Origin of the sequence: Chitinophaga sp. HK235, assembly GCF_018255755.1 — a bacterium.
GTDB lineage: Bacteria > Bacteroidota > Bacteroidia > Chitinophagales > Chitinophagaceae > Chitinophaga.
On the sequence record NZ_CP073766.1, the window covers coordinates 7,581,844 to 7,601,878 of the forward strand.

The window sequence follows — 20,035 nt, forward strand, 5'->3', positions numbered from 1 at the left end:
GAATACTGACAGTTTCGCCCCAAATACGCTGTCAGCACATCTTTGCCACAGGCCTTTTTATTAATATCGCTGTTATCAACCTGTCTAAATTCCACCAGCTGATGTTAAAAAACTTGCTATCAACCATTATTTGTCTGATGGGTCTTGTCCATCTGTCGCAGGCGCAGCAGACTGTCTCGGGAAATGTGCGCAATGCCACGACCAAAGAAGTAGTGCCCGTCGTTTCGGTTACTATGAAAGAAGCTCCTAATGGAGATTATACCAACGATCAGGGAAATTTCCGTTTTTCTACCAAAAGTAATTATCCGTTCACCCTTGTTTTTTCTTCTCTGGGATTTGAAACAAAAGAACTGAAAGTAACCGGTCCGGGCGCACTGAAGATAGAACTCAGCCCCGCATCTGTATTAGGTCGTGAAGTGGTGGTGTCGGCCAGCCGGTCGATACAAAAGAAAATAGAATCACCCGTGACCATCGAAAGAATCAGCACCAAAGAAATTATCAACTCACCCCAGCCCAGTTATTTTAATATGATCCAGGGCCTCAAAGGGGTAGACGTAACCACTTCCAGCCTCACCTTCACCACCATCACCACCCGCGGCTTTAACACCAGTGGCAACACCAACTTCACCCAGATCGTGGATGGGATGGACAACCAGGCTCCCGGCCTCAATTTCCCCCTCGGCACAGCCATCGGCCTCACCGAACTGGATGTAGACAACCTGGAAGTACTATCAGGGGCTTCTTCTGCGCTGTATGGCTCCCGCGGCCTCAACGGCACCCTCGTCATGACCGGCAAAGACCCGTTTAAATACCAGGGCCTCAGCGCCCAGATCACCCAGGGCGTCAACCATGTCAGTAAAGGCAAGTCCAACGATCCTTTTGGACCATCACCGTACTACGACTGGACCGTCCGCTGGGCCAAAAAAGTAAGTGATAAGTTTGCCTTTAAAATCAATGTACAGTATATCCAGGCTAAAGAATGGATGGCTACGGATACCGCCAATACCAATGGTCCCGGTGGTCCGCTCACTGATCCTAATTACAACGGGGTGAACCTTTACGGTAGCAAAACATCTGTGGATATCAGCCCGTTCCTGCAGGCCGCCCTGGCCCAGACACCGGAACTGGCGCCCATCATCAACCCCATGCTGGAAAAAGGCAGCAACTATGTAGCCCGTACCGGTTATCCTGAATATGGTTACCTCAGCAACGATGCTAAATTATTAAAGGCCAATGCAGAGTTGCGGTATAAGATCAGGCCCCGGCTGGAAGCCATTATCTCCGGGACTTTTGGTAAAGGCAATGCAGTATACAGTAATGATACCCGTTATGCCCTCACCAACTTCCAGCTGGGCCAGTACCGTGCAGAGCTGAAAGCTGAACACTGGTTCCTCCGTGGCTATACCACCCAGGAGAATTCCGGTAACACCATCATTGCCAGTCCTACTGCGCAGCTGATCAACGAAGCCTGGAAGCCCAGTTTTAATCCTAATACCGGCGACGGCTGGTACCCGCAATATACCGGTGCCCTGCTGGGAGCCATGGCCGCAGGTAAGAGTTATCAGGATGCCAGCAATATGGCCCGCAGTTTCGCAGACCAGGGCCGCCCCGATGCGTCCAGCCCTCTTTTTCAGCATCTGAAAGACAGTATCTCTTCCCTGCCCACTTCCAAAGGTGGTACACTCTTCCTCGACAAAAGCAAGTTGTATAACGTGGAAGCCCAGTATAACTTCTCTCATCTGCTGAAGTTCGCAGACCTCATTGCCGGCCTGAACTACCGCCTCTATCGCCTCGATTCCAAAGGGACCCTCTTCCCCGATGGTGATGGCCCTATTGACGTGGCAGAGTACAGTGCCTATATCCATCTCACCAAAAAAATCATAAAAGATAAAATCAGTCTCAGCACAGCTTTCCGCTATGATAAAAATACGCTCTTTGAAAAACCGCGTATCACTACCCGTGCATCAGCGGTAGGGGAGGTCAACAAGGAAAGTTTTATCCGTTTCTCCTATCAGAATGCTTACAGCTTCCCGTCCAATATCCAGGCGCTGCAAAGTACGCCGGTAGATTACAACAGCTTTGCCTCTGGCGGCTCGTCCAGGCTGCTCAATGGTGTGTACCAGTTCGACCGCTACCCGGCCTATACCCTGGAAAGCGTCCAGAAATACCAGAAGAGCAATAATCCGGCAGATCTGCAGCAATTTGTCCTCAATGATATCAAACCACAATCCGTAGATGCGTTTGAGTTAGGTTATTCTTCCCTGATCGCTAAACGAGTACTGATAGATGTACTGGGCTATTACGCCACCTGGAAAAACTTTATCGGTTATGTCAACGTGGCCAATACACCGGGTACCAGTGATGTGACCGCCTTTAAAGACCACAGCACCTATGTGGCTTACAACATCGCTTACAATGGGGCGGAAAAGGTTAATACCTACGGCTATGCTGCGAGCGTGAGTGTAGACATGTCACATAATTTTATGGCGAAAGTGAATTTTTCGTCTGACTTCCTGCAGAACCGGAACAACAGCCAGGTGAATAACTTTAACACGCCCAATTATAAGTTTAATATAGATCTGGGCAACACCGGCTTCGGTAATAAGGAACGTTATGCCTTTAGTACCACTTTCCGTTATCGCCCGGGATATTTTTATCAGATAGGTTTTGGCAGTGGTACCGTGCCGGCTTCCGCTGTAATCGATGCCCAGATCAGTTACCGGCTGCTGAAGGCGCATAGCCGGATTAAGCTGGGTGGTACCAACATCACCAATACCTATTACCGGAACGGGTTTGGCAGTCCGGCCATCGGCGCGATGTACTACGTCACCTATGCATACAACGTCTTTTAATCACTTTATAAAAATGGAAATCACATGAAACGATATGCTTTGTATCATCTGTTAATGATAGCCCTGCTAGGCTCGCTTGCAGCCTGCAACACCAAAACACCGGAAGACAAGGAGGGGTATAAAACAAAACTCACCTTCGGTCCCGGCGATGAAACCAAAATTGCGGAAGCATTCCTGTCTATAAAAGACAGCACCAGCATCTTCCTCAAAGAAGGAAAATACCGCTTCGATAATCTCAGTATAGCACAGGCCAGTCATATCAGGATAGAAGGCGCCGGTCCTAATAAAACTATCCTGGACTTCTCCGCCCAGAGCCAGGGAGGGGAAGGTATCCGCGTCACCGATGTGAAAGGATTTACTATCCAGGGCATGACACTGCAGGACTCCAAAGGAGACCTTATCAAAATAAATAAAAGTGAAAAAGTATTTGTAAGTTATGTACACGCTGTATGGTCAGTATCAGATTCCACTACCGGTGGTTATGCCATCTACCCGGTAATGTGTAAAAATGTGCTGATAGAAAACTGTTATGCGCAGGGGGCTTCCGATGCCGGTATTTATGTAGGACAAACAGACAGCGCTATCGTGCGTAACTGCAAAGCGTATAAAAACGTGGCTGGCTGTGAAATAGAAAATACTTCTCATGCGGAGGTATACAAAAATGAATTTTATGGTAATACCGCCGGCTTCCTGATCTTCGACCTGCCAGACCTCTCACAGCGGGGTGGACATGTAAAGGCTTATAACAACGACATCCATGAAAATAACGAAAGAAATTTCGCCAAAGCCGGCAGTTTCGGCTCTACCTGGGGGGTGGGTAATGCCGCCCCCGGCAGTGGAGTGGTAGTCCTGTCTGCCTCCGATATTGAGCTGTACAACAACAACATCTTCAATAACAATTCCAGCGCCATCTCCGTGGTGTCCGGCTTTTTTATTGATCCCAATGCTGCCGCTAAAATGAATGACCACTATGACCCTATACCTAAAAACATTAGTATTCATAACAACGTAATGATCATGGCTGACACTTTCCCATCGGCGGTGTATGAACATCATACTGGTAAGATACTGGTAGCGATTGCAAAACAGCTCAAGGTCCAGGATCCTTACCGCCACAAAGCCAATCTGCCTTTCATTATCTACGATGGTATCACCAGTAATGTACTCACCCGCGGGACTTCGCCCAATCCGGACAACCTCTGTATCAAAGAGCAGGAGGAAGACCTGTTTGTGAATGCCGATGCATTACGGATGCAGACTAAAAAATGGTTTCCCTACACGGATGTGAGACCATTCCTTTGTAACTAGTTTTTGTATTTAAATTTTTTTTAGAGAGATGAGGAAGCCTTGTTTGCCGATTATCGCATTTGTTTTTTTGGTAGCCTGGCTGTATAGCTGTCAGCAACAGCCGGCCAGGCAACAACAGTCTGCCGTATTTGAGTTTAAGGAGAAGTTATCGGATTACGGATTTTTTACCGGAGCGCTGAAAACGCTTATACCACGGAAAGGGGTGTTGCATTATGAACTGTCTACTCCGCTGTTTACGGATTATGCGGCGAAAGACCGTTTTATAGTGTTGCCGCCGGGAACAGCCGCTACCTATACACCCCATGGCCCGCTTGACTTCCCGGACTCCACTTTTATCATCAAAAACTTCGCGTATAACAATCCGGAACATCAGAAAGTGATGATAGAAACCCGGCTGCTGTTTAAAGATCCGGCAGATAAAAAATGGAAGGTGATGAACTATCTGTGGAATGAGCAACAGACGGATGCCGTAAAATGGATCATGGGTAAAAAGATTCCTATCACCTTGCTGGATGATAACGGCGAAAAAGTTTCCACCGTATACCAGATGCCCAATACCAATGACTGTAAACGTTGTCATATTAATAATAGTGTGCTGACACCGATAGGCCCCAAGGCCCGTAATCTCAACTTTACGGTGGCGGGGCAGTCAACGGGTCAGTTGCAGCAATGGGCTGCCAGTGGTTTGTTACAGGGACTTCCCGCTACCGATGTGCCGCAGTTGCCCAACTGGAAAGACAGTGTACACTATACCGTTAACCAGCGTGCCCGTGCCTACCTCGATGTCAACTGTGCCCACTGCCATACCCGTGGAGGCGATGCCTTTAACACCGGCCTGTTCCTGGAATACGAACAGACAGACAGCAACCACCTGGGCTTTATGAAACAGCCTGTTTCTGCCGGTGGTGGTGCTGGCGGCCTCAATTATGATATTATCCCCGGTGATCCGGCGCATTCCATCCTCTTATATCGTATGAACAGCACCGAACCCGGTACTGCCATGCCCGAACTGGCCCGCACCCTCGTGCACAAAGAAGCCATCACGGTGATAAAGGCATGGATCTCAACAACGGTTCATAAATAACTAAGCGAAGCCGCAAAACAATAAACAATATTGTCTTATTTGTCCGCAGGTATATCATACCTGCGGACTTTTTTATAAAAAAATACCGTTGTCGGTTTTGTTCTATTTTCCGGGTCCACCGTGCGCTAGTTTTGATAAAAAAAACGACAAGATGATGAAAGCAACAACTAATCAAGCGAAAGTCCTCATATTAGGTGGTACCGGTAAAACCGGCAGAAGAATAGCGCAGCTCCTGATCGAAAAAGAATGGCCGGTACAGATTGGCTCCCGTTCTGCAGATCCGGGTTTTGACTGGGAAAATCCCCTGACCTGGGAGCCGGTGCTGAAAGGAGTAGAGGCTGTATATCTCAGCTATTATCCTGATCTGGCCGTTCCAGGTGCGGTAGATGCTATCAGCACATTCACGCGTACAGCTGTAACCTGCGGCGTGAAGAAGATCGTGTTGTTATCCGGCCGTGGTGAGAAGGAAGCAGAGGCCTGCGAAGAAATTGTGAAGAACTCAGGGATAGATTGGACTATCCTCCGTTGTGCCTGGTTCAGTCAGAACTTCAGTGAAGGATATCTGCTGGAGCCGCTGCAGGCGGGGTTTGTAGCCCTTCCGGCCGGAGCGGTAGTTGAACCGTTTATTGATGCCGATGATATTGCCGATGTAGCAGTGGCCGCACTCACCGAAGAAGGCCATGCCGGCCAGTTGTACGAGCTTACCGGCTCGCGTCTGCTGACATTTGCTGAAGCAGTAGGGGAAGTGGCCAAAGCCACCGGTAAACCTATCCAGTACCAGGAAGTAAGCCTCGATGAATATAAAGCTATGTTACAGGAATATGGCATTCCGGACGATTATATCTGGCTGGTGTCTTACCTCTTCTCCGAAGTGCTCGATGGCCGTAATGCCCACCTGTCTGATGGTGTACAGCGTGCCCTGAACAGAGCTCCCCGCGATTTCGCTGATTATGCCCGTGAAACCGCCGCTACCGGTATATGGAACCAACAATAGTCTTTATTGGAAAATGGAAACCATGCTGATGTAATGGATTACAGGAAGATCATATGGTCGAATTTGGCATATGTTTTAGGTGAGATGATGTTCCAATCCGGAAAAATCCTTCCTTTAAAATCTTCCTGTAACCATTTTCCTTTTTTGATTAATAATATTTAAAATATTGATAATCAGTTGTTTTTAAAATGTTTCGTATCTTTTTCCGTTTTGCGTAAATGCTTTTCCCGATTCGCCTCGGCCAGGAACCTATCTTGGGTTTCCTTTGCAAAAAATTTACAGAGGTGAAGCATTTATACTTGATTATTGGTTTTGTTCTGATGAGTATTGTGGCGATGGCCCAGAATGGCGTTATTAAAGGCAAAATCAAGACTGCAGATGGAGAGCCGGCGGCTTTTGTGACAGTAGGACTCAAAGACACTAAAAGAGGAACAGTAACCAATGAAGATGGTACCTTCACTGTTAAAAATATTAAACCTGGTACTTATACCATCGTAATATCCTGCACCGGTTGCCAGAAAATCGAGCAAACGATCACCGTAGAAGCTGATAAAACAGCTGAGATGAACTTCGACTTACAGACTACTTCCAGCCAGCTGAATGAAGTAGTAGTAGATGGTAACCGCACCCGCACCATCAACCGCAGACCGGTATCCATCGGTAAACTGCCGGTACCGGTGATGGACCTGCCCCAGAGCGTGGCCATCATTGGTCATGAAGTACTGGAAGACCAGCAGGCACAACGTCTGAGTGATGTGGTGAAAAACGTAAATGGTATTTACATGGCCTCTCAGCGTGCCGGTACACAGGAAACATTTAACGCCCGCGGTTATGGTTTCTCCAGCACCAATATGTTTAAAAACGGTACCCGTGTTAACTCCGGTGCCATGCCTGAAATGAGCTCCCTCGAGAGAGTGGAAATCCTCAAAGGCAGCGCGGCCATCCTGTATGGTAACGTAGCACCAGGTGCTGTAATGAACATGGTTACCAAACAACCTAAATTCAACTTCGGCGGTGAAGTGAATCTGAGAGCAGGCAGCTACGGCCTCCTGAAACCAGCATTCGACGTATATGGTCCTATCTCTTCCAAAATTGCATACCGTGTAAATGGTACCTTCGAAACAGCTGACAGCTACCGCGATCAGGTACATTCCAAAAGATATTATATTAATCCGTCCCTGTTGTTCAAACTCAGCGACCGCACCGAACTGCTGTTACAGGGTGATTACCTGAAACACGATTTTACTCCTGACTTCGGCCTGGGTTCTTATGCTGATACTATTATCAACAAAGCTCCCCGCAATACCTTCTACGGTGCACCCTGGCAGTATGCACATACTCAGCAAAGCACTGCTTCTGCCAATATCAAACATAAATTCAATGAAAACTGGTCTATCAACGGTCTGATTTCCTACTCCAAATACGCACGTGATTACTACGCTATCGAAAGAATCCAGGCGTCTGCCAATGGCGACTGGAACCGTCCGCTGGGAAGAAACGCTACTAACGAAGATTATTATGCTGCCCAGGTAGACCTGACCGGTAAATTCAAAACCGGAAGCGTAGAGCACACTGTGCTGGCTGGTGTAGATGCGGATCGTTACCTGACTGGTACTTATGCCTATGGCCTTCCTACTATTAAGCCTAAAACAGCTGGTATCTATGATAGTATCAATATTTTTGATCCTGCTAAATATGTTCGTCGTACAGACCGTCCGGTAGATACCCTGCTGACTGTAAATAATGTCCCTATCAACAGAGTGGGTGCATATATCCAGGACCTGATCAGCATCTCCGAAAAACTGAAAGTACTGGCTGGTGTAAGAGTTTCTTACCTGCAGAGTGAATCACCAGTTCTTTACGATTTCATCAAAGGTGGCAGCAAGCCAGGTGCTTCCAGATACGACAATGCCGTGTCTCCCCGTTTGGGTATCGTATACAAACCGATTCCAACCACTGCTTTGTTTGCTAGTTACTCTACTTCCTTTACACCTAACACCGGCCAGGATATCTATGGAGAAAATCTTAAACCTTCTATTATCCAGCAGTATGAAGCAGGTGTGAAAAATGATTTCTTTAAAGGACTGTTATCTGTAAACCTGACAGCTTACCGCATCCGTAACAACAACTACGCACAAACAGCACCATCTAGACTGGATGGCACCACTAACACCGATACTAACGTTAAATCGCTGATCGGTGAAACGCTCAGCCAGGGCGTGGAACTGGATATCGCCGGTCATCCCTTGCCAGGTCTGGACGTAATTGCCGGTTACAGCTACAACAGCATGACCGTCGAAAATACACCTAAATCCAGAGGTTCCGTGATCGCTGGCCAACGACTCGTGGGTAACCCTAACCATACTGCCAACGCCAGCGCATTCTATACCTTCCAGCAGTCAGCCCTGAAAGGCCTGAAAGTAGGTGCTGGTTTCTATTATATTGGTCAGCGTTATGCGGGTTGGAACAATCAGTATGAACAGTCCCAGAAGTTTGACCGTATGATTTCCGTACCCGGATATTCTACGCTCGACCTCAGCGCAGGCTACACTTTCAAACGTTTTGCTGTAATGGGTAAAGTATCCAACGTTACCAATACTTACAACTACTATATCCACGAAAACTACAGCATCAACCCAATACCACCTACCCAGTTTGTAGGTACCGTTTCATACAAATTCTAAGAGGATACAGTTTTATACAATGTGAAGGGCGTCTCCAACAGGAGACGCCCTTCGTCTTTTTGGGAACTTTTACCAGTAAAGCAAACTTTTTCAAGCAGGAACTGTTATGCTATTCTGACCGATAAATTATTTCCCCATGATGCGTTCCCTCAAATATTGTAGTATAGCCTTATTGCTGTTGGCGGGCTGTAGGGCTCATCACCACAGAGATTCCTGCGAAAGCTCCATCCCCCTGAAAGTATCAGATGCGCTTCCGGAGATAGGTAAGTGGATGTACGAAAACGGTTCCCACGATGATAAGCCTGCACAGTGGCTGGGTTTTAAACTCAACAACAAAACCCTGTATGAACCGATTAATCTGATCATCGTTGATACACTCTCCACTTCGGAAAATGCCTCCCGCACGTTGATGGAAAAAAGGTTTGGCACTGCCGGATTCAACGCCCGCCCCGGCCATACTGCGGCCTATAAAGGTAAAATGGACAACCGGGATTTTACTCAGCTGCCGGATACATCCACTAACAAGGCTTTTTCCAATTATCTCTGGACATTCACCAACGACCATGCGCGCCTGTTTGGGCCTTATCTCAAAGATGGCATCTACTTCTGGATAGGCGCCGCCAGCAGGGAGAGAGGGCTGTCTCATGAATACGTCACCTTTAAAGAGGCAGAAAAGGAATTCGAAGGTAAACTGGTGAAGTTTGCCGCTGTGAAAAGGCTAGGATGTTATAACCTCCATAACACACAAAACAATGAAACCGATACTACCGGTGACCATGACGGGTTTGCGGTGGTATTACAAATCCGGTAATATGATATACACAATAAAACGGCTACTGCTCCTTATGGGGCTGCTCGCGGGTTTTCTACCGTTGCTGGCGCAGGAGCATTCTATGTTGAAAGTAACGATTGAAGGTAAGGAACATACTTTTTACAGAGATATCGTTGCAAGGCAACTGATTGCCCAGACCTTTGTTAATCCAAATGCCACACTGGGCTTTTTTACGGACCGGAGTGAAATCATTCCTTTTTATTTTAGTTGTGTGATCACTGATATTGCTTCCGGAAAAATTACGCTGGGAGATTATCCCGTGATGCGATTGGTGAATGATATGCCGGTGGCAGACAGCAGTACAAGCAAGGCTGGTTTCCTGGCTATTAAAATCAATGATAAGGAACAGGCTAACCCTTTGGAATACACGTCAATACCTGGCGACAAAAATCTCATTACCATTCAGGAGATTACTGCCAGGGAAATAAAAGGGCTTTTTAATGCACAGATGCAATGTATCACGGATACTACCAAACAACTCTATGTAAGCGGATCATTCGTGATTAAAAGATAGGGTGCCTCAATTCATTGAGACACCCATTTTCGTATAGCGATTTATGTTATGGCTGAGGAGCCGTAACGCCAGCGGCGCTGAGTGATTCGATGGCCGCTTTGATATTGGGCAAAGGCCCGATATGGCCGCCGGTACCTTGAGGAGTGCCGGTATTGATCAGCAGGTTTCTCATAGCAAGTGGTGATAATACGGTGCCCTTGTGGGCTTTGTACCATGACTGTACCGCAATCACGGCAGAAGCAACAATCGGCGTAGCAGAGGAGGTACCTGAAAAATCACTCGCATAGGTGGCGTTGGGCCCACCGTTATAAAGAGACCCATAACCGGCGCTGACAACAGTCCAGTCGCCCCAGCCCTGCAGATGCACGGTACTGCCATAGGTGGAGAAGCTGGCTTTATTACGTGATATTTTGGTGCCGGCGCCTACAATGATGGCGCGGTTATCTCCTCTGGCCCGGTAACTGTTATAATAAGCATCATCGAGGTTTTGATTGCCATTGCCAGCTGCGGCCACTACAATGATGCCAGAGTCAGTGGCGGCTTTGGTGATATCCCATACAGCCTGATTAAAATCAGCAGGAACATAATTACCACCTGAACCGCCGGTCTGCATTTCATACAGGAACACATCGCCGCGGCGCAGTCTTGCCAGTCCGGTTGCAATACCGCCCGGTCTTCCAATCACACGTTCGGAGATAACGTAACAACTATCCGCTCCATATACCATACCGGTTACACCAAAGCCGTTATTCCTTCCTAACAGTATGCTGATTACTGCGGTGCCGTGGTCTTTATACTGATCATCCGGCGGCGGTAATACTTCCAGGGCTCTTGAGCCAACAAGGTCTTCATGATTTTTATTGTATCCCCATTCAATGTCGGCAATACGAACACCGGAGCCGGTAACACCGACAGACCAGGCATAGGTGGCGTTGATACCGCGCACATTAGGGTTGGTGGCGTCTACATCGTTTCTATAGTATTGCTGCGCGGAGAAATCGGGTGATACAGGAGGCGGGGGAGGAGTTACCGGCTCTATGGCTGCATATTCCACGATATCCAGTTTCTCAAATTCATCTGCGAGTTTTAATACATCGGCAGGCTGCATGGTGGTGGCTTCCTTTACATAAAGCAGACCTCTGAAGGCGTAGCGGTTGAACTGTCCGGGTGTTGCTGCTGCCGCCAGACGGCCTTGTTTCATGGCTGCTTTTTCTTCTGGTGCAAAAGGAATCACCTGTTCATAGGTAAATGACTGAACATTGCCAGAGGTCCTTCCCCAGGTGCTGGCAGCAGATGGAGCAAGGGTTTCCGAAAATACAGGCTGGTTTTTTTCGACGGCCAGGATAGCAGCTGCTTTAAATTTTACGAGTAACCGGTATTGATCTGTTCCGGGTAGAAGATGGTTCTGACCTTTCAGACTGCCTGGGGGGTGAAGCTGATCAACAGGGTTACTGATGGTGGGTTCCTGGATTTTTTTGGTACATGCTGCAATGCTCAGACATAAAGCAATGATGAATAATAGGTGCTTTTTCATTGTGGGTTTTTTATTGATTGATAAAGAATAGTGCTACGGATTTCCGACTGTCTGTTGGTGGCAGATCGCTTGCGTTTGTTCACTGTAAATAGTTGGGCACTTGGTTGGAAGTGCTGATAAGTATAATGCTGATGTATGATGATATCAGATCCTGCTACTGCTGGTGGTGGGTAACCGGGAAAAGATATGGAAATGACGGGTTTTAAAAAACAATCAGTAATGGGCTATAGGTACTATGCTCGACGGTTGATGGCGTGAATGTACGTAGTGACACTGCGGTGGGGCGGATGCTGAGAAAAAGAAGGGTGCCCGGAGCAGATGTATAGAGAGTTAACCCGGAATGAATTCTACTCCTTGTTATTTCGCAGTTGAATGACTTATATTAAAAAAGGCTTCCTGAAATTACACTGAAACGGAACACGACTTTTCTCGCAAAAAAACTTGTCCATTTTAGCTATATTGGAATAAACAACATAACGATATTGAATGAGGCATAATTGGAAATACCGATTGGAACCTCAGTATACATTGACTGTCTCTATCTACCACTGTTACAACAATCGATTGCTGAAATGTTGCTTCCTGGCCTGGACGTAGTCCATTCTATTACGAACTCATAGCATGGAATTCTATTCTCCTACACATTAAAAAAAACATTTATGAAAAAAGATCTATCCCTGACAGCCCAGAGAATGGGTCAGATTCAGATGCAGTACCGTGAGCTGATCACCGCAGGTACCACATTTTCAATCGCTGATTTTCTGAATTTTGACAATTTTACCCTAAAGGAATACTGTCAAACACTAAACCCTCATCCTCAAAGTGAGACTATTATTAAGATTGCTCAACAGTACTGCGAGGAGCATGGTATCTGGATTGAACAGGCAAAGCATTATATCACTTGCGAGCTTTTTCTATATCCCGATGCGGAGTTTGACAGACTGGTATCGATGGTTGAAAACAATGCCATAGATTATTATCTAAATGATATTATTGGCCGGGATCTTTTCGGTCACCTAAATGCGGACAGGCAACATGAAGCAAGGGAGTTAATGAAAAGAATGTCAAGTGTAGACTGTAACTTATTACTACCGGATAATGCAACATCGGTTGAAAAGGCCAATATTGAAATCCTCAGGTTCATGAAGAATACCTCTCCATTTCCCTGGTTTGAAAAGTTCCTGCATCTTTATTGTTATCATATTGATGTTACTCATAAGGACGGTAACTCTGATGCACAGGGTTATATCCCATCTATAAACGAGTATATTGAACTACGTTGCCATACTTCCGGCATGCACCACATTGTAATGCTCATTGAGTATGCTGATGGTAACTTCCTGAATATGGACTGGTGCTCAGATTTAGGTATTGATAACTATTTACAAAGAGTAAACTTTTTAACTGCTGCTTTTGGATGTCTTTCAAATGACCTCTTTTCTTTTGAAAAGGAGGTTATTGATAATTCGACGGATGCCAATCTCTTAACGGTAGTTGCATTAAATAATCCAATGTTTACACTAACAGAGGTGATCGTTAAATCGGCAAAAATTGTCCAGGAAGTATTAATTGAATTATTGGATTTAATTAATAAAATTAAAAAGCGGGTGCATGATTCATCTGGGATTGATGAATTGAGAACGGATTCCCTGAATAAATATCTGAAAGGTATTGAAAAGTGTTTACAGGCCAGTTGGCTGTGGCAGGTTTATACAAAAAGGTATAAACGCCCAGCTTCAATTTTTGAGGAAACCCAATTACCTGGATCAGTGGCTCAAGCTGTATAGCAAATAAATACTTTTCAGAACTCGGAACTATTTTTTAAGTTGATCGTCACAGTGGTGCTTTAAGTGCTGTGTTAATACTTTTGCAACATCCTTAACCACAATTGGTTTTGATAGAATAGCTGAAGCTCCGGCTGTTATAAAATTAACATGGTTTTCAGCGAAAGCATCTGCTGTGGCGATCACTACAGGTATATTCTTTGTTCTGTTATCTGATTTTAATTTCTTCAATGTCTCTATACCATTAAGTACCGGCATCGTACTATCGAGGATGATTAAGTCCGGTAATTTTTTTTCTATCGCATCTAAAGCCTCTTGTCCATTTGAGGTAATTCTCACTTTGCAGCCGAGGCCTTCCAGTATCTTGGAAAAAAGCATGCAATTCATATCGTCATCATCTGCCATTACTATGTTATGCGGAAACTCAAAAATGTCCATGTCATCATCCTCATTCTCATCTTCAATATTTTCCTGTTTACCTACCACCAATGGTAATATTACAGAGAATGTCGTGTGTTCAGGCATTGGATTATTTACAGCAACCCTTCCATTCATTGATTCTGCAATATTCTTCACAAGTGTGAGTCCTAATCCGGTTCCTTCTGTTTGCCTATTACCTTTAGATGTTACGAATGGATCAAATATTTGAGCGATTTTTTCATTTGGAATAATCTCTCCCTTACTGGTAACGTCAATTTGATATGTCTTCCCGTTCACAGCAACTTTCAAATATATCGTGCTGTATTTGTGTGAATATTTTATTGCATTCCCCATCAGATTATTAATTATCTCACTTATTTTTAACGGATCCCCAATGATTACTGAAGGCATATTTTCATCAACAATTAATTTTACCTGGATCCCTTTACCCCTGGCCAATAATTTATAAACAGCTATGAATTTTTCAAAAAATGAAGTTACCTGAAAATGAGAAAGAACAACGGGATCTATCTGGCCCGATTCAATCTTAGACATGCTAAGAACATTGTTCACAATATTTTTTGCTTCATTGGATGAATTTCTGATAATATCTATTAGGTTTTCGATGTTTTTCAGCTCTTCGTTTGTAAGTGTTTCCTTTTTTATTAAATGAGAAGCTAAGATGATTTGATTAAGCGCATTTCTCAGTTCATGGCTGATCTGGTAAGTAAAAACTTTTATAAACTGATTGGCTCGTTTAAGCTCCGGGTAGTAGTCATTGGAATGTACATATGGCCTGCTAATCACCAAAATTAAAAATAATACACCAGCCAAAGCCATTGATTGGATAATATAACCGGTATCTAATCCTAATGGCTGAAGCTCGATTGAGTTTAAATAGTAAATTGTTTGCAAGGCTATTAGGGTGAGAATTGCTGAAGCCAGGCAAAATCTTCTAAGGGTTTTTTCTTTAAACAGCAGGTAAAGTATTGAAATTAGAAATACTACCATACATTGTAATTGTAGCAACCCTCCCAAAATGATACCGAATGCTATTACAGCCAGGCATTGGGAAAAATAAATTACCAGACTCGCTGCCAAATGTTTTTTATAATGGTTTAAGGGAAGAACTGAAAGTGTAAGCAGGAAATCAATGCCAGCTGTAATTACCATTACTACATTTTTGGTAATTACAAAGTAGATCGGGGCAATTATCATTACCATTAAAGCCACCGATGTGCCAATGGAGTTCGTAAGTTTTATTCTCTTTACTTTATCTTGATCATCGACACCAATGGTGCCAATGTGCAAAACAGTTGAGACAAAATCGACAATCTTTTTTTTAAAACCAACAGAATTGCTTTGGGTGTTAAGTGTAACATTCATGCTTGTAGGATTTTATTAAGGGTCAAAACTTTATGCTATTTTGAGTGAAACATCTGATACAGTGACAGCGTGAAATTTCCTTGTAACCAATCTTCTTTTATGATATATTGGTTTATAATACTATGTGTTCGTTGTAGGCTTCGTTAATTTAGTATTATTTCGCGAAAGATAGTGATATTCTGTATGGCAATTGTGAATTAAATGTTAACGACTTTTGGCTCCTGAAACGTCGTTTTGCTAATATTTTACTACCAACCTAAAAAAACAACCTAGTATGAATGAAGCTATCAACCAATCTGGATTTGAGTTTGATAAAAGGCTCGATTCCTCACTTTATATAACATTTGAGAAGAACGAGTCCTATGCCATTGATATTTTCGAGTATTATGTTACTTCCATACAAATGAAATTAGCAGACCTGGAAGATGCTATTTTGAACAGGGATGTTGATAGAGTTGATCTTTTGAGTCATGCACACATTTCTACCTATAATTATGTTGGACTTTCTTTTATTGCGGAAATTATGAGAGAAATGAGACACCGTGCAAATATTGATGACTGGAGCCAGGTTGAGTATCTCATGGAACAAGCACGAATCCACACCGAAAGTGTTTCGCCCATTATTAATGAAGAGCTGGAAAGGCTGCGGCTTTATTGTAGAAAGAAGCTGCTATGATAGTTAGGCAAATGAGAAAATAATTTACGAAAAAAAACGCAGTAATAGTAGAAACTATTACTGCGTTTTTTGGATTATGTATTTGTTGATAATTGAGGTACCCCCATTTCTTTCGCATTTATCTGAAATTCCACCTTACCCCTGCACTGAGGTAAAAGTTGGTGGCAAGCCGGTGGGATGGTTCGTCGGAAAATATGGAAGACAGTTTTTTCTCACGAAACTGTACACTGTTGGCGAGAACGCTGCCTCCGGCTATATTGACATCAATTTTAGGGGTGACATGGAAGGTGTTTTCCAGTCCGATGGTGATCTCTGAATAGCCCAGTTGTCTTTTATTGTCAGGATGTTTTTCTACATCAAAGGCGGCGCCTGAAAGCCGCAGGGCAAGGGCCAGATCATCGTATTTGCTGAGTGTGCTGCTGACACTTATTTTTTCAGGGATGTTTACTTCAACTTTGAATCGGCCATTGGTTTTCCATGATACCAGAAACGCTGGCAGCACCATCGGTGCACCGAAGCTGTTGGTGAGTACTGCGCCAATACCCAGGCTGAATCTGGGGTTGTAGCGTTTGATAAAAATCACACCGCCATTGATCACCACATCTTCGTAGTCTATTTTTTCCATATCAGTGAACACACCTGCAGATACCATAGCCATGAGGCTCCATTTGCTGTTGATGGTACGGTTGTGTAGCAGGCTTATTTGTGTTCCCAGCAGTTCATCAGGGAATATCTGTTTTTCATAATCCTTATTGGTAAACTTGGTATAAGTGCCGAATGCTCCGAGGCTCCAGGTGCGTACTTTACCGGTGATAGTGTCTACATGGGAGGATAACAAAAACGCAGCGCCCAGGCTGATACGCCGTTGTGAAGTGGTGGCCGGCATTTTCAGGGAGTCTTCCGGCCGGATATAATGGCTGGCAGGCAGGTAATCGACATTAATGGCTACACCAGGGCCGGTGAGTTTGCTGGCGCCGAGTTGTGCTTTTACGGCGCCAGCCATTAACAAAAGTCCTGGCAATAGCCAGGCAGTGCGCTTGTGACGAGCGCGGGATCGGTGTATCATATCGAAACTTTTATAGGTGTTTCGATATCGACACGCTGCTGTTACTTTACCCCTATCTGACTACAGGAAATTTTTAAAAGAGGTTCCACCTCAAACTTTAAAACAGCAGTATCGTCTGTGAAAACGGGCACACCTTCGGGGTTGATACTGTCTGCTACCGCTTCATAGGCTTTATCGTCCATCAGGTGGAACACCACCGGACGGGTACTTATCGCACCTTCACTTATAAAAGTATATTGTGCATAGATAAAGTTGTTGTGGATTTTTCCGGCGATGGTGCCTGTATTTTTATCTTTCTCAAAATGATTGTAGGTAAGCTGTCCGGATATGACGGTATCCTGAATATGCAGCTGCAACTGGATGGTATCTCTGCCGATGGCTTTCTGATAACAGAGATCTCCGGTGATGACACCAGCGGTTTTTAAACTGTCGGTATTTTTATTAGCTTGGTTGCCGGATTGGCTACAGGATACGAGTGCGCCAACAGCAAGAAACGATAGGATTTGTAGTGTTTTCATATCCTGAAAGTAGTTAAAATGATGAAACTGAACAAACACCGCAAGATGAAGTATACCCTGTATTTGTTTACCGCGTTTTTATTTTTTTCTAAGGAGATGTGGGCCTTTTCCCGCGATACTACAGTGACCGGTTGTCGGCGCTGTATCGCGCTGGCAGAGCAGGAGGAGCACCGTATTGCCATTGCGGATGTAAGCGCCGGCAAAATTATCTGGGAATGGAGGCCGGCTCTATGCGGCGTAAAACCGGAACATGTGAAATGGTTCAACAACCCCAGTGAGGCAAAGCCTGTACTCAACGGCCGTTATATCCTGATGGCGGCTTCCGGCGGAGGGGTGGCACTGATCCGTATCGCTGATAAAAAAACGGTGTTTTATGCTTATGCCGGTGGTAATACGCATTCTGCGGCGCTGCTGCCGGATGGTAATATCGTCAGCGCTTCCAGCACCGGTAATTTCCTGATGATTTTCAGGGCAGATACCACCGGGTATAATGCCAACGCATATACGAAAAAGATACCGGTAGCCTTCGGACATAATGTAGTATGGGATGCTGCGGGCCAGCGCCTGTGGACAGCCGCCATGGACTCCATGAAGGTATACCATTACAATTTCAACCGGGATACCCCCGACCTGCTCGCAGATACCAGTTTCCGCCTGCCAGGTACCGAAGCCCACGACCTGTACCAGGTATATGGCGAAAACAGTTTATGGCTCACCAACCTCACCCATGTGTACCGGTTTGATGTTGGTACCAGGCAAGTATCTCCCGGTGGAACGATACAGCAGAATATTAAAAGCGTTTCTTCCGGTCCGGCTGGCTTTCCGGTGATCCTCTGCAAGCCTAAGGAGTCCTGGTGGACCGACGAAGTGATAGATGCAAAAGGGCAACGTGTGTTTATGCAGCCCGGGCTGAGGATATACAAGGCCCGCTGGGTGTTGCCGGATTCTTTCAGCGAGTCAAAAACCCGGATACCGGGCCAAATTTAATTTTCGTACTTTTGCCCGCACATGCAAAAAGGAACATATTCATTAGAAGATATTCTTTCTAATCTCAAGATCAAAACGCTCAATGACATGCAGGAAGCGTCTGTTGCGGCCAACCGTCAGCATTCCGATGTCATTCTGCTCTCTGCTACCGGCTCTGGTAAAACGCTGGCTTTCCTCCTGCCCGTCCTCGAACGGCTCGACCCTGCCAACAAAAAGACACAGGCCATGATCGTGGCGCCTTCCCGTGAACTGGCCCTTCAGATAGAAAAGGTGTTCAAACTCATGGGGACCGGTTACAAGATCACCGCCACTTATGGCGGACACCTCCGTGAAACGGAGGAGAACAACCTGGTTCAGCCGCCTGCCGTAATCGTAGGCACACCGGGCCGTATCTGTGATCATATCCGCAGAGGCAATATCACTACCGATACCATCGAAACACTGGTTCTCGACGAATTCGATAAATCGCTGGAGCTGGGTTTCCAGGAAGAAGTGTCTTTTATCATTTCCTCCCTGCCTGGTGTGAAAAAGCGTATCCTCACCTCCGCCACCGAAGCGGTAGATATCCCGGATTTTGTAAACCTGGACAATCCGCAGAAACTCGATTTCCTGCCGGAAGATGGAACACCACAGGCCCGTCTGGCTTACCAGCAGGTACTGTCGCCTGAAAATGACAAGGTAGACACCCTGTTCCGCCTGATCTGCCACCTGGGCAACCGCTCTACTATCGTGTTCTGTAACCACCGTGACGCGGTGGAACGCACCAGCACCATGCTGTCTGAGAAAGGTATCCTGAACGAGTTCTACCACGGCGCCATGGAACAGCGCGAGCGTGACAGCGCCCTCTGCAAATTCCGTAATGGCACTGTCAACGTACTGGTGACCACCGACCTGGCCGCCCGCGGATTGGATATTCCCAATATCCGCTATATCGTACACTTCCATCTGCCACATACGGAAGACAGCTGGACACACCGCAATGGCCGTACCGCCAGAATGGAAGCCAGTGGCACCGCTATCGTCATCCTCGCACCAGATGAAAAACTGATGCCGTACATTACCGAAACAGTGGACAGCATCCAGCTGCCGGAAAAAGCAGTCCTGCCGGAAAAACCAAAATGGACAACCCTGTTCATCGCCGCAGGTAAAAAGGATAAAGTCAATAAAATCGATATCGTCGGTTTCCTCACCCAAAAAGGAATGCTTAAAAAAGAAGATGTAGGGCTGATAGAAGTGAAAGATTTCTTCTCTTTCGTAGCTATCGTGAAGTCAAAGGCATCCAATACTTTGCACCTCATCAAAGATGAGCGGATAAAGAATAAAAAGGTGAAAATAGATGTAGCGAAGTAAATACAGTTATAGCAAAGGCCGGAATCACTTCCGGCCTTTTTGCTGG

At 45.5% G+C, this 20,035-nt stretch carries 15 protein-coding genes; 11 read left to right on the forward strand and 4 right to left on the reverse strand.

The genetic code is table 11. From position 1 onward, the window contains the following. The first annotated feature begins 101 nt into the window (after window positions 1-101). From KD145_RS29230 to KD145_RS29260, 7 genes are all read left to right on the forward strand, one after another. Complete coding sequence (locus tag KD145_RS29230; RefSeq protein ID WP_212003339.1) at window positions 102-2,852, forward strand: carboxypeptidase-like regulatory domain-containing protein; 2,751 nt, start codon at window positions 102-104, stop codon at window positions 2,850-2,852. Between the two features lie 24 nt (window positions 2,853-2,876). Then, window positions 2,877-4,160 (forward strand): parallel beta-helix domain-containing protein, encoded by a 1,284-nt coding sequence (locus tag KD145_RS29235; RefSeq protein ID WP_212003340.1) that lies wholly within the window; start codon window positions 2,877-2,879, stop codon window positions 4,158-4,160. Between the two features lie 28 nt (window positions 4,161-4,188). Further along, window positions 4,189-5,244 carry an SO2930 family diheme c-type cytochrome gene (locus tag KD145_RS29240; RefSeq protein WP_212003341.1) on the forward strand — a complete coding sequence of 352 codons (1,056 nt, stop codon included), beginning with the start codon at window positions 4,189-4,191 and terminating at the stop codon, window positions 5,242-5,244. A gap of 151 nt (window positions 5,245-5,395) precedes the next feature. After that, complete coding sequence (locus KD145_RS29245) at window positions 5,396-6,238, forward strand: NAD(P)H-binding protein (protein WP_212003342.1); 843 nt, start codon at window positions 5,396-5,398, stop codon at window positions 6,236-6,238. A 284-nt stretch (window positions 6,239-6,522) separates the two neighbouring features. After that, window positions 6,523-8,922: a TonB-dependent receptor gene (locus tag KD145_RS29250; protein WP_249219617.1), complete on the forward strand. Its 2,400-nt coding sequence runs from the start codon at window positions 6,523-6,525 to the stop codon at window positions 8,920-8,922. A gap of 136 nt (window positions 8,923-9,058) precedes the next feature. Next, the gene (locus KD145_RS29255; protein WP_212003343.1) at window positions 9,059-9,733 is read left to right on the forward strand and encodes a hypothetical protein; all 675 of its coding nucleotides are present in this window, start codon (window positions 9,059-9,061) and stop codon (window positions 9,731-9,733) included. A gap of 1 nt (window position 9,734) precedes the next feature. Continuing rightward, the gene (locus tag KD145_RS29260; protein WP_212003344.1) at window positions 9,735-10,268 is read left to right on the forward strand and encodes a hypothetical protein; all 534 of its coding nucleotides are present in this window, start codon (window positions 9,735-9,737) and stop codon (window positions 10,266-10,268) included. A gap of 46 nt (window positions 10,269-10,314) precedes the next feature. Here KD145_RS29260 and KD145_RS29265 read toward each other — a convergent pair whose 3' ends face one another. Beyond that, window positions 10,315-11,802, reverse strand: a complete 1,488-nt coding sequence (locus KD145_RS29265; protein ID WP_212003345.1) for a S8 family serine peptidase — start codon at window positions 11,800-11,802, stop codon at window positions 10,315-10,317. 659 nt (window positions 11,803-12,461) lie between these two features. On the opposite strand from KD145_RS29265, the gene KD145_RS29270 reads away from it, so the two are divergent. After that, window positions 12,462-13,589, forward strand: coding sequence for a terpene synthase family protein (locus tag KD145_RS29270; RefSeq protein WP_212003346.1), 1,128 nt, complete (start codon window positions 12,462-12,464; stop codon window positions 13,587-13,589). Between the two features lie 27 nt (window positions 13,590-13,616). Here KD145_RS29270 and KD145_RS29275 read toward each other — a convergent pair whose 3' ends face one another. Beyond that, window positions 13,617-15,392: a hybrid sensor histidine kinase/response regulator gene (locus KD145_RS29275; protein WP_212003347.1), complete on the reverse strand. Its 1,776-nt coding sequence runs from the start codon at window positions 15,390-15,392 to the stop codon at window positions 13,617-13,619. 274 nt (window positions 15,393-15,666) lie between these two features. On the opposite strand from KD145_RS29275, the gene KD145_RS29280 reads away from it, so the two are divergent. Further along, window positions 15,667-16,068 (forward strand): hypothetical protein, encoded by a 402-nt coding sequence (locus KD145_RS29280; RefSeq protein WP_212003348.1) that lies wholly within the window; start codon window positions 15,667-15,669, stop codon window positions 16,066-16,068. A 118-nt stretch (window positions 16,069-16,186) separates the two neighbouring features. Here the strand turns inward: KD145_RS29280 and KD145_RS29285 are convergent, their stop codons facing one another. Next, the gene (locus KD145_RS29285) at window positions 16,187-17,134 is read right to left on the reverse strand and encodes a DUF6268 family outer membrane beta-barrel protein (protein ID WP_212003349.1); all 948 of its coding nucleotides are present in this window, start codon (window positions 17,132-17,134) and stop codon (window positions 16,187-16,189) included. Between the two features lie 41 nt (window positions 17,135-17,175). After that, window positions 17,176-17,652 carry a hypothetical protein gene (locus KD145_RS29290; protein ID WP_212003350.1) on the reverse strand — a complete coding sequence of 159 codons (477 nt, stop codon included), beginning with the start codon at window positions 17,650-17,652 and terminating at the stop codon, window positions 17,176-17,178. Between the two features lie 18 nt (window positions 17,653-17,670). On the opposite strand from KD145_RS29290, the gene KD145_RS29295 reads away from it, so the two are divergent. Next, window positions 17,671-18,639 (forward strand): DUF6528 family protein, encoded by a 969-nt coding sequence (locus tag KD145_RS29295; protein WP_212003351.1) that lies wholly within the window; start codon window positions 17,671-17,673, stop codon window positions 18,637-18,639. Between the two features lie 21 nt (window positions 18,640-18,660). Continuing rightward, window positions 18,661-19,989 carry a DEAD/DEAH box helicase gene (locus KD145_RS29300; RefSeq protein ID WP_212003352.1) on the forward strand — a complete coding sequence of 443 codons (1,329 nt, stop codon included), beginning with the start codon at window positions 18,661-18,663 and terminating at the stop codon, window positions 19,987-19,989. The last annotated feature ends 46 nt before the right edge of the window (window positions 19,990-20,035 follow it).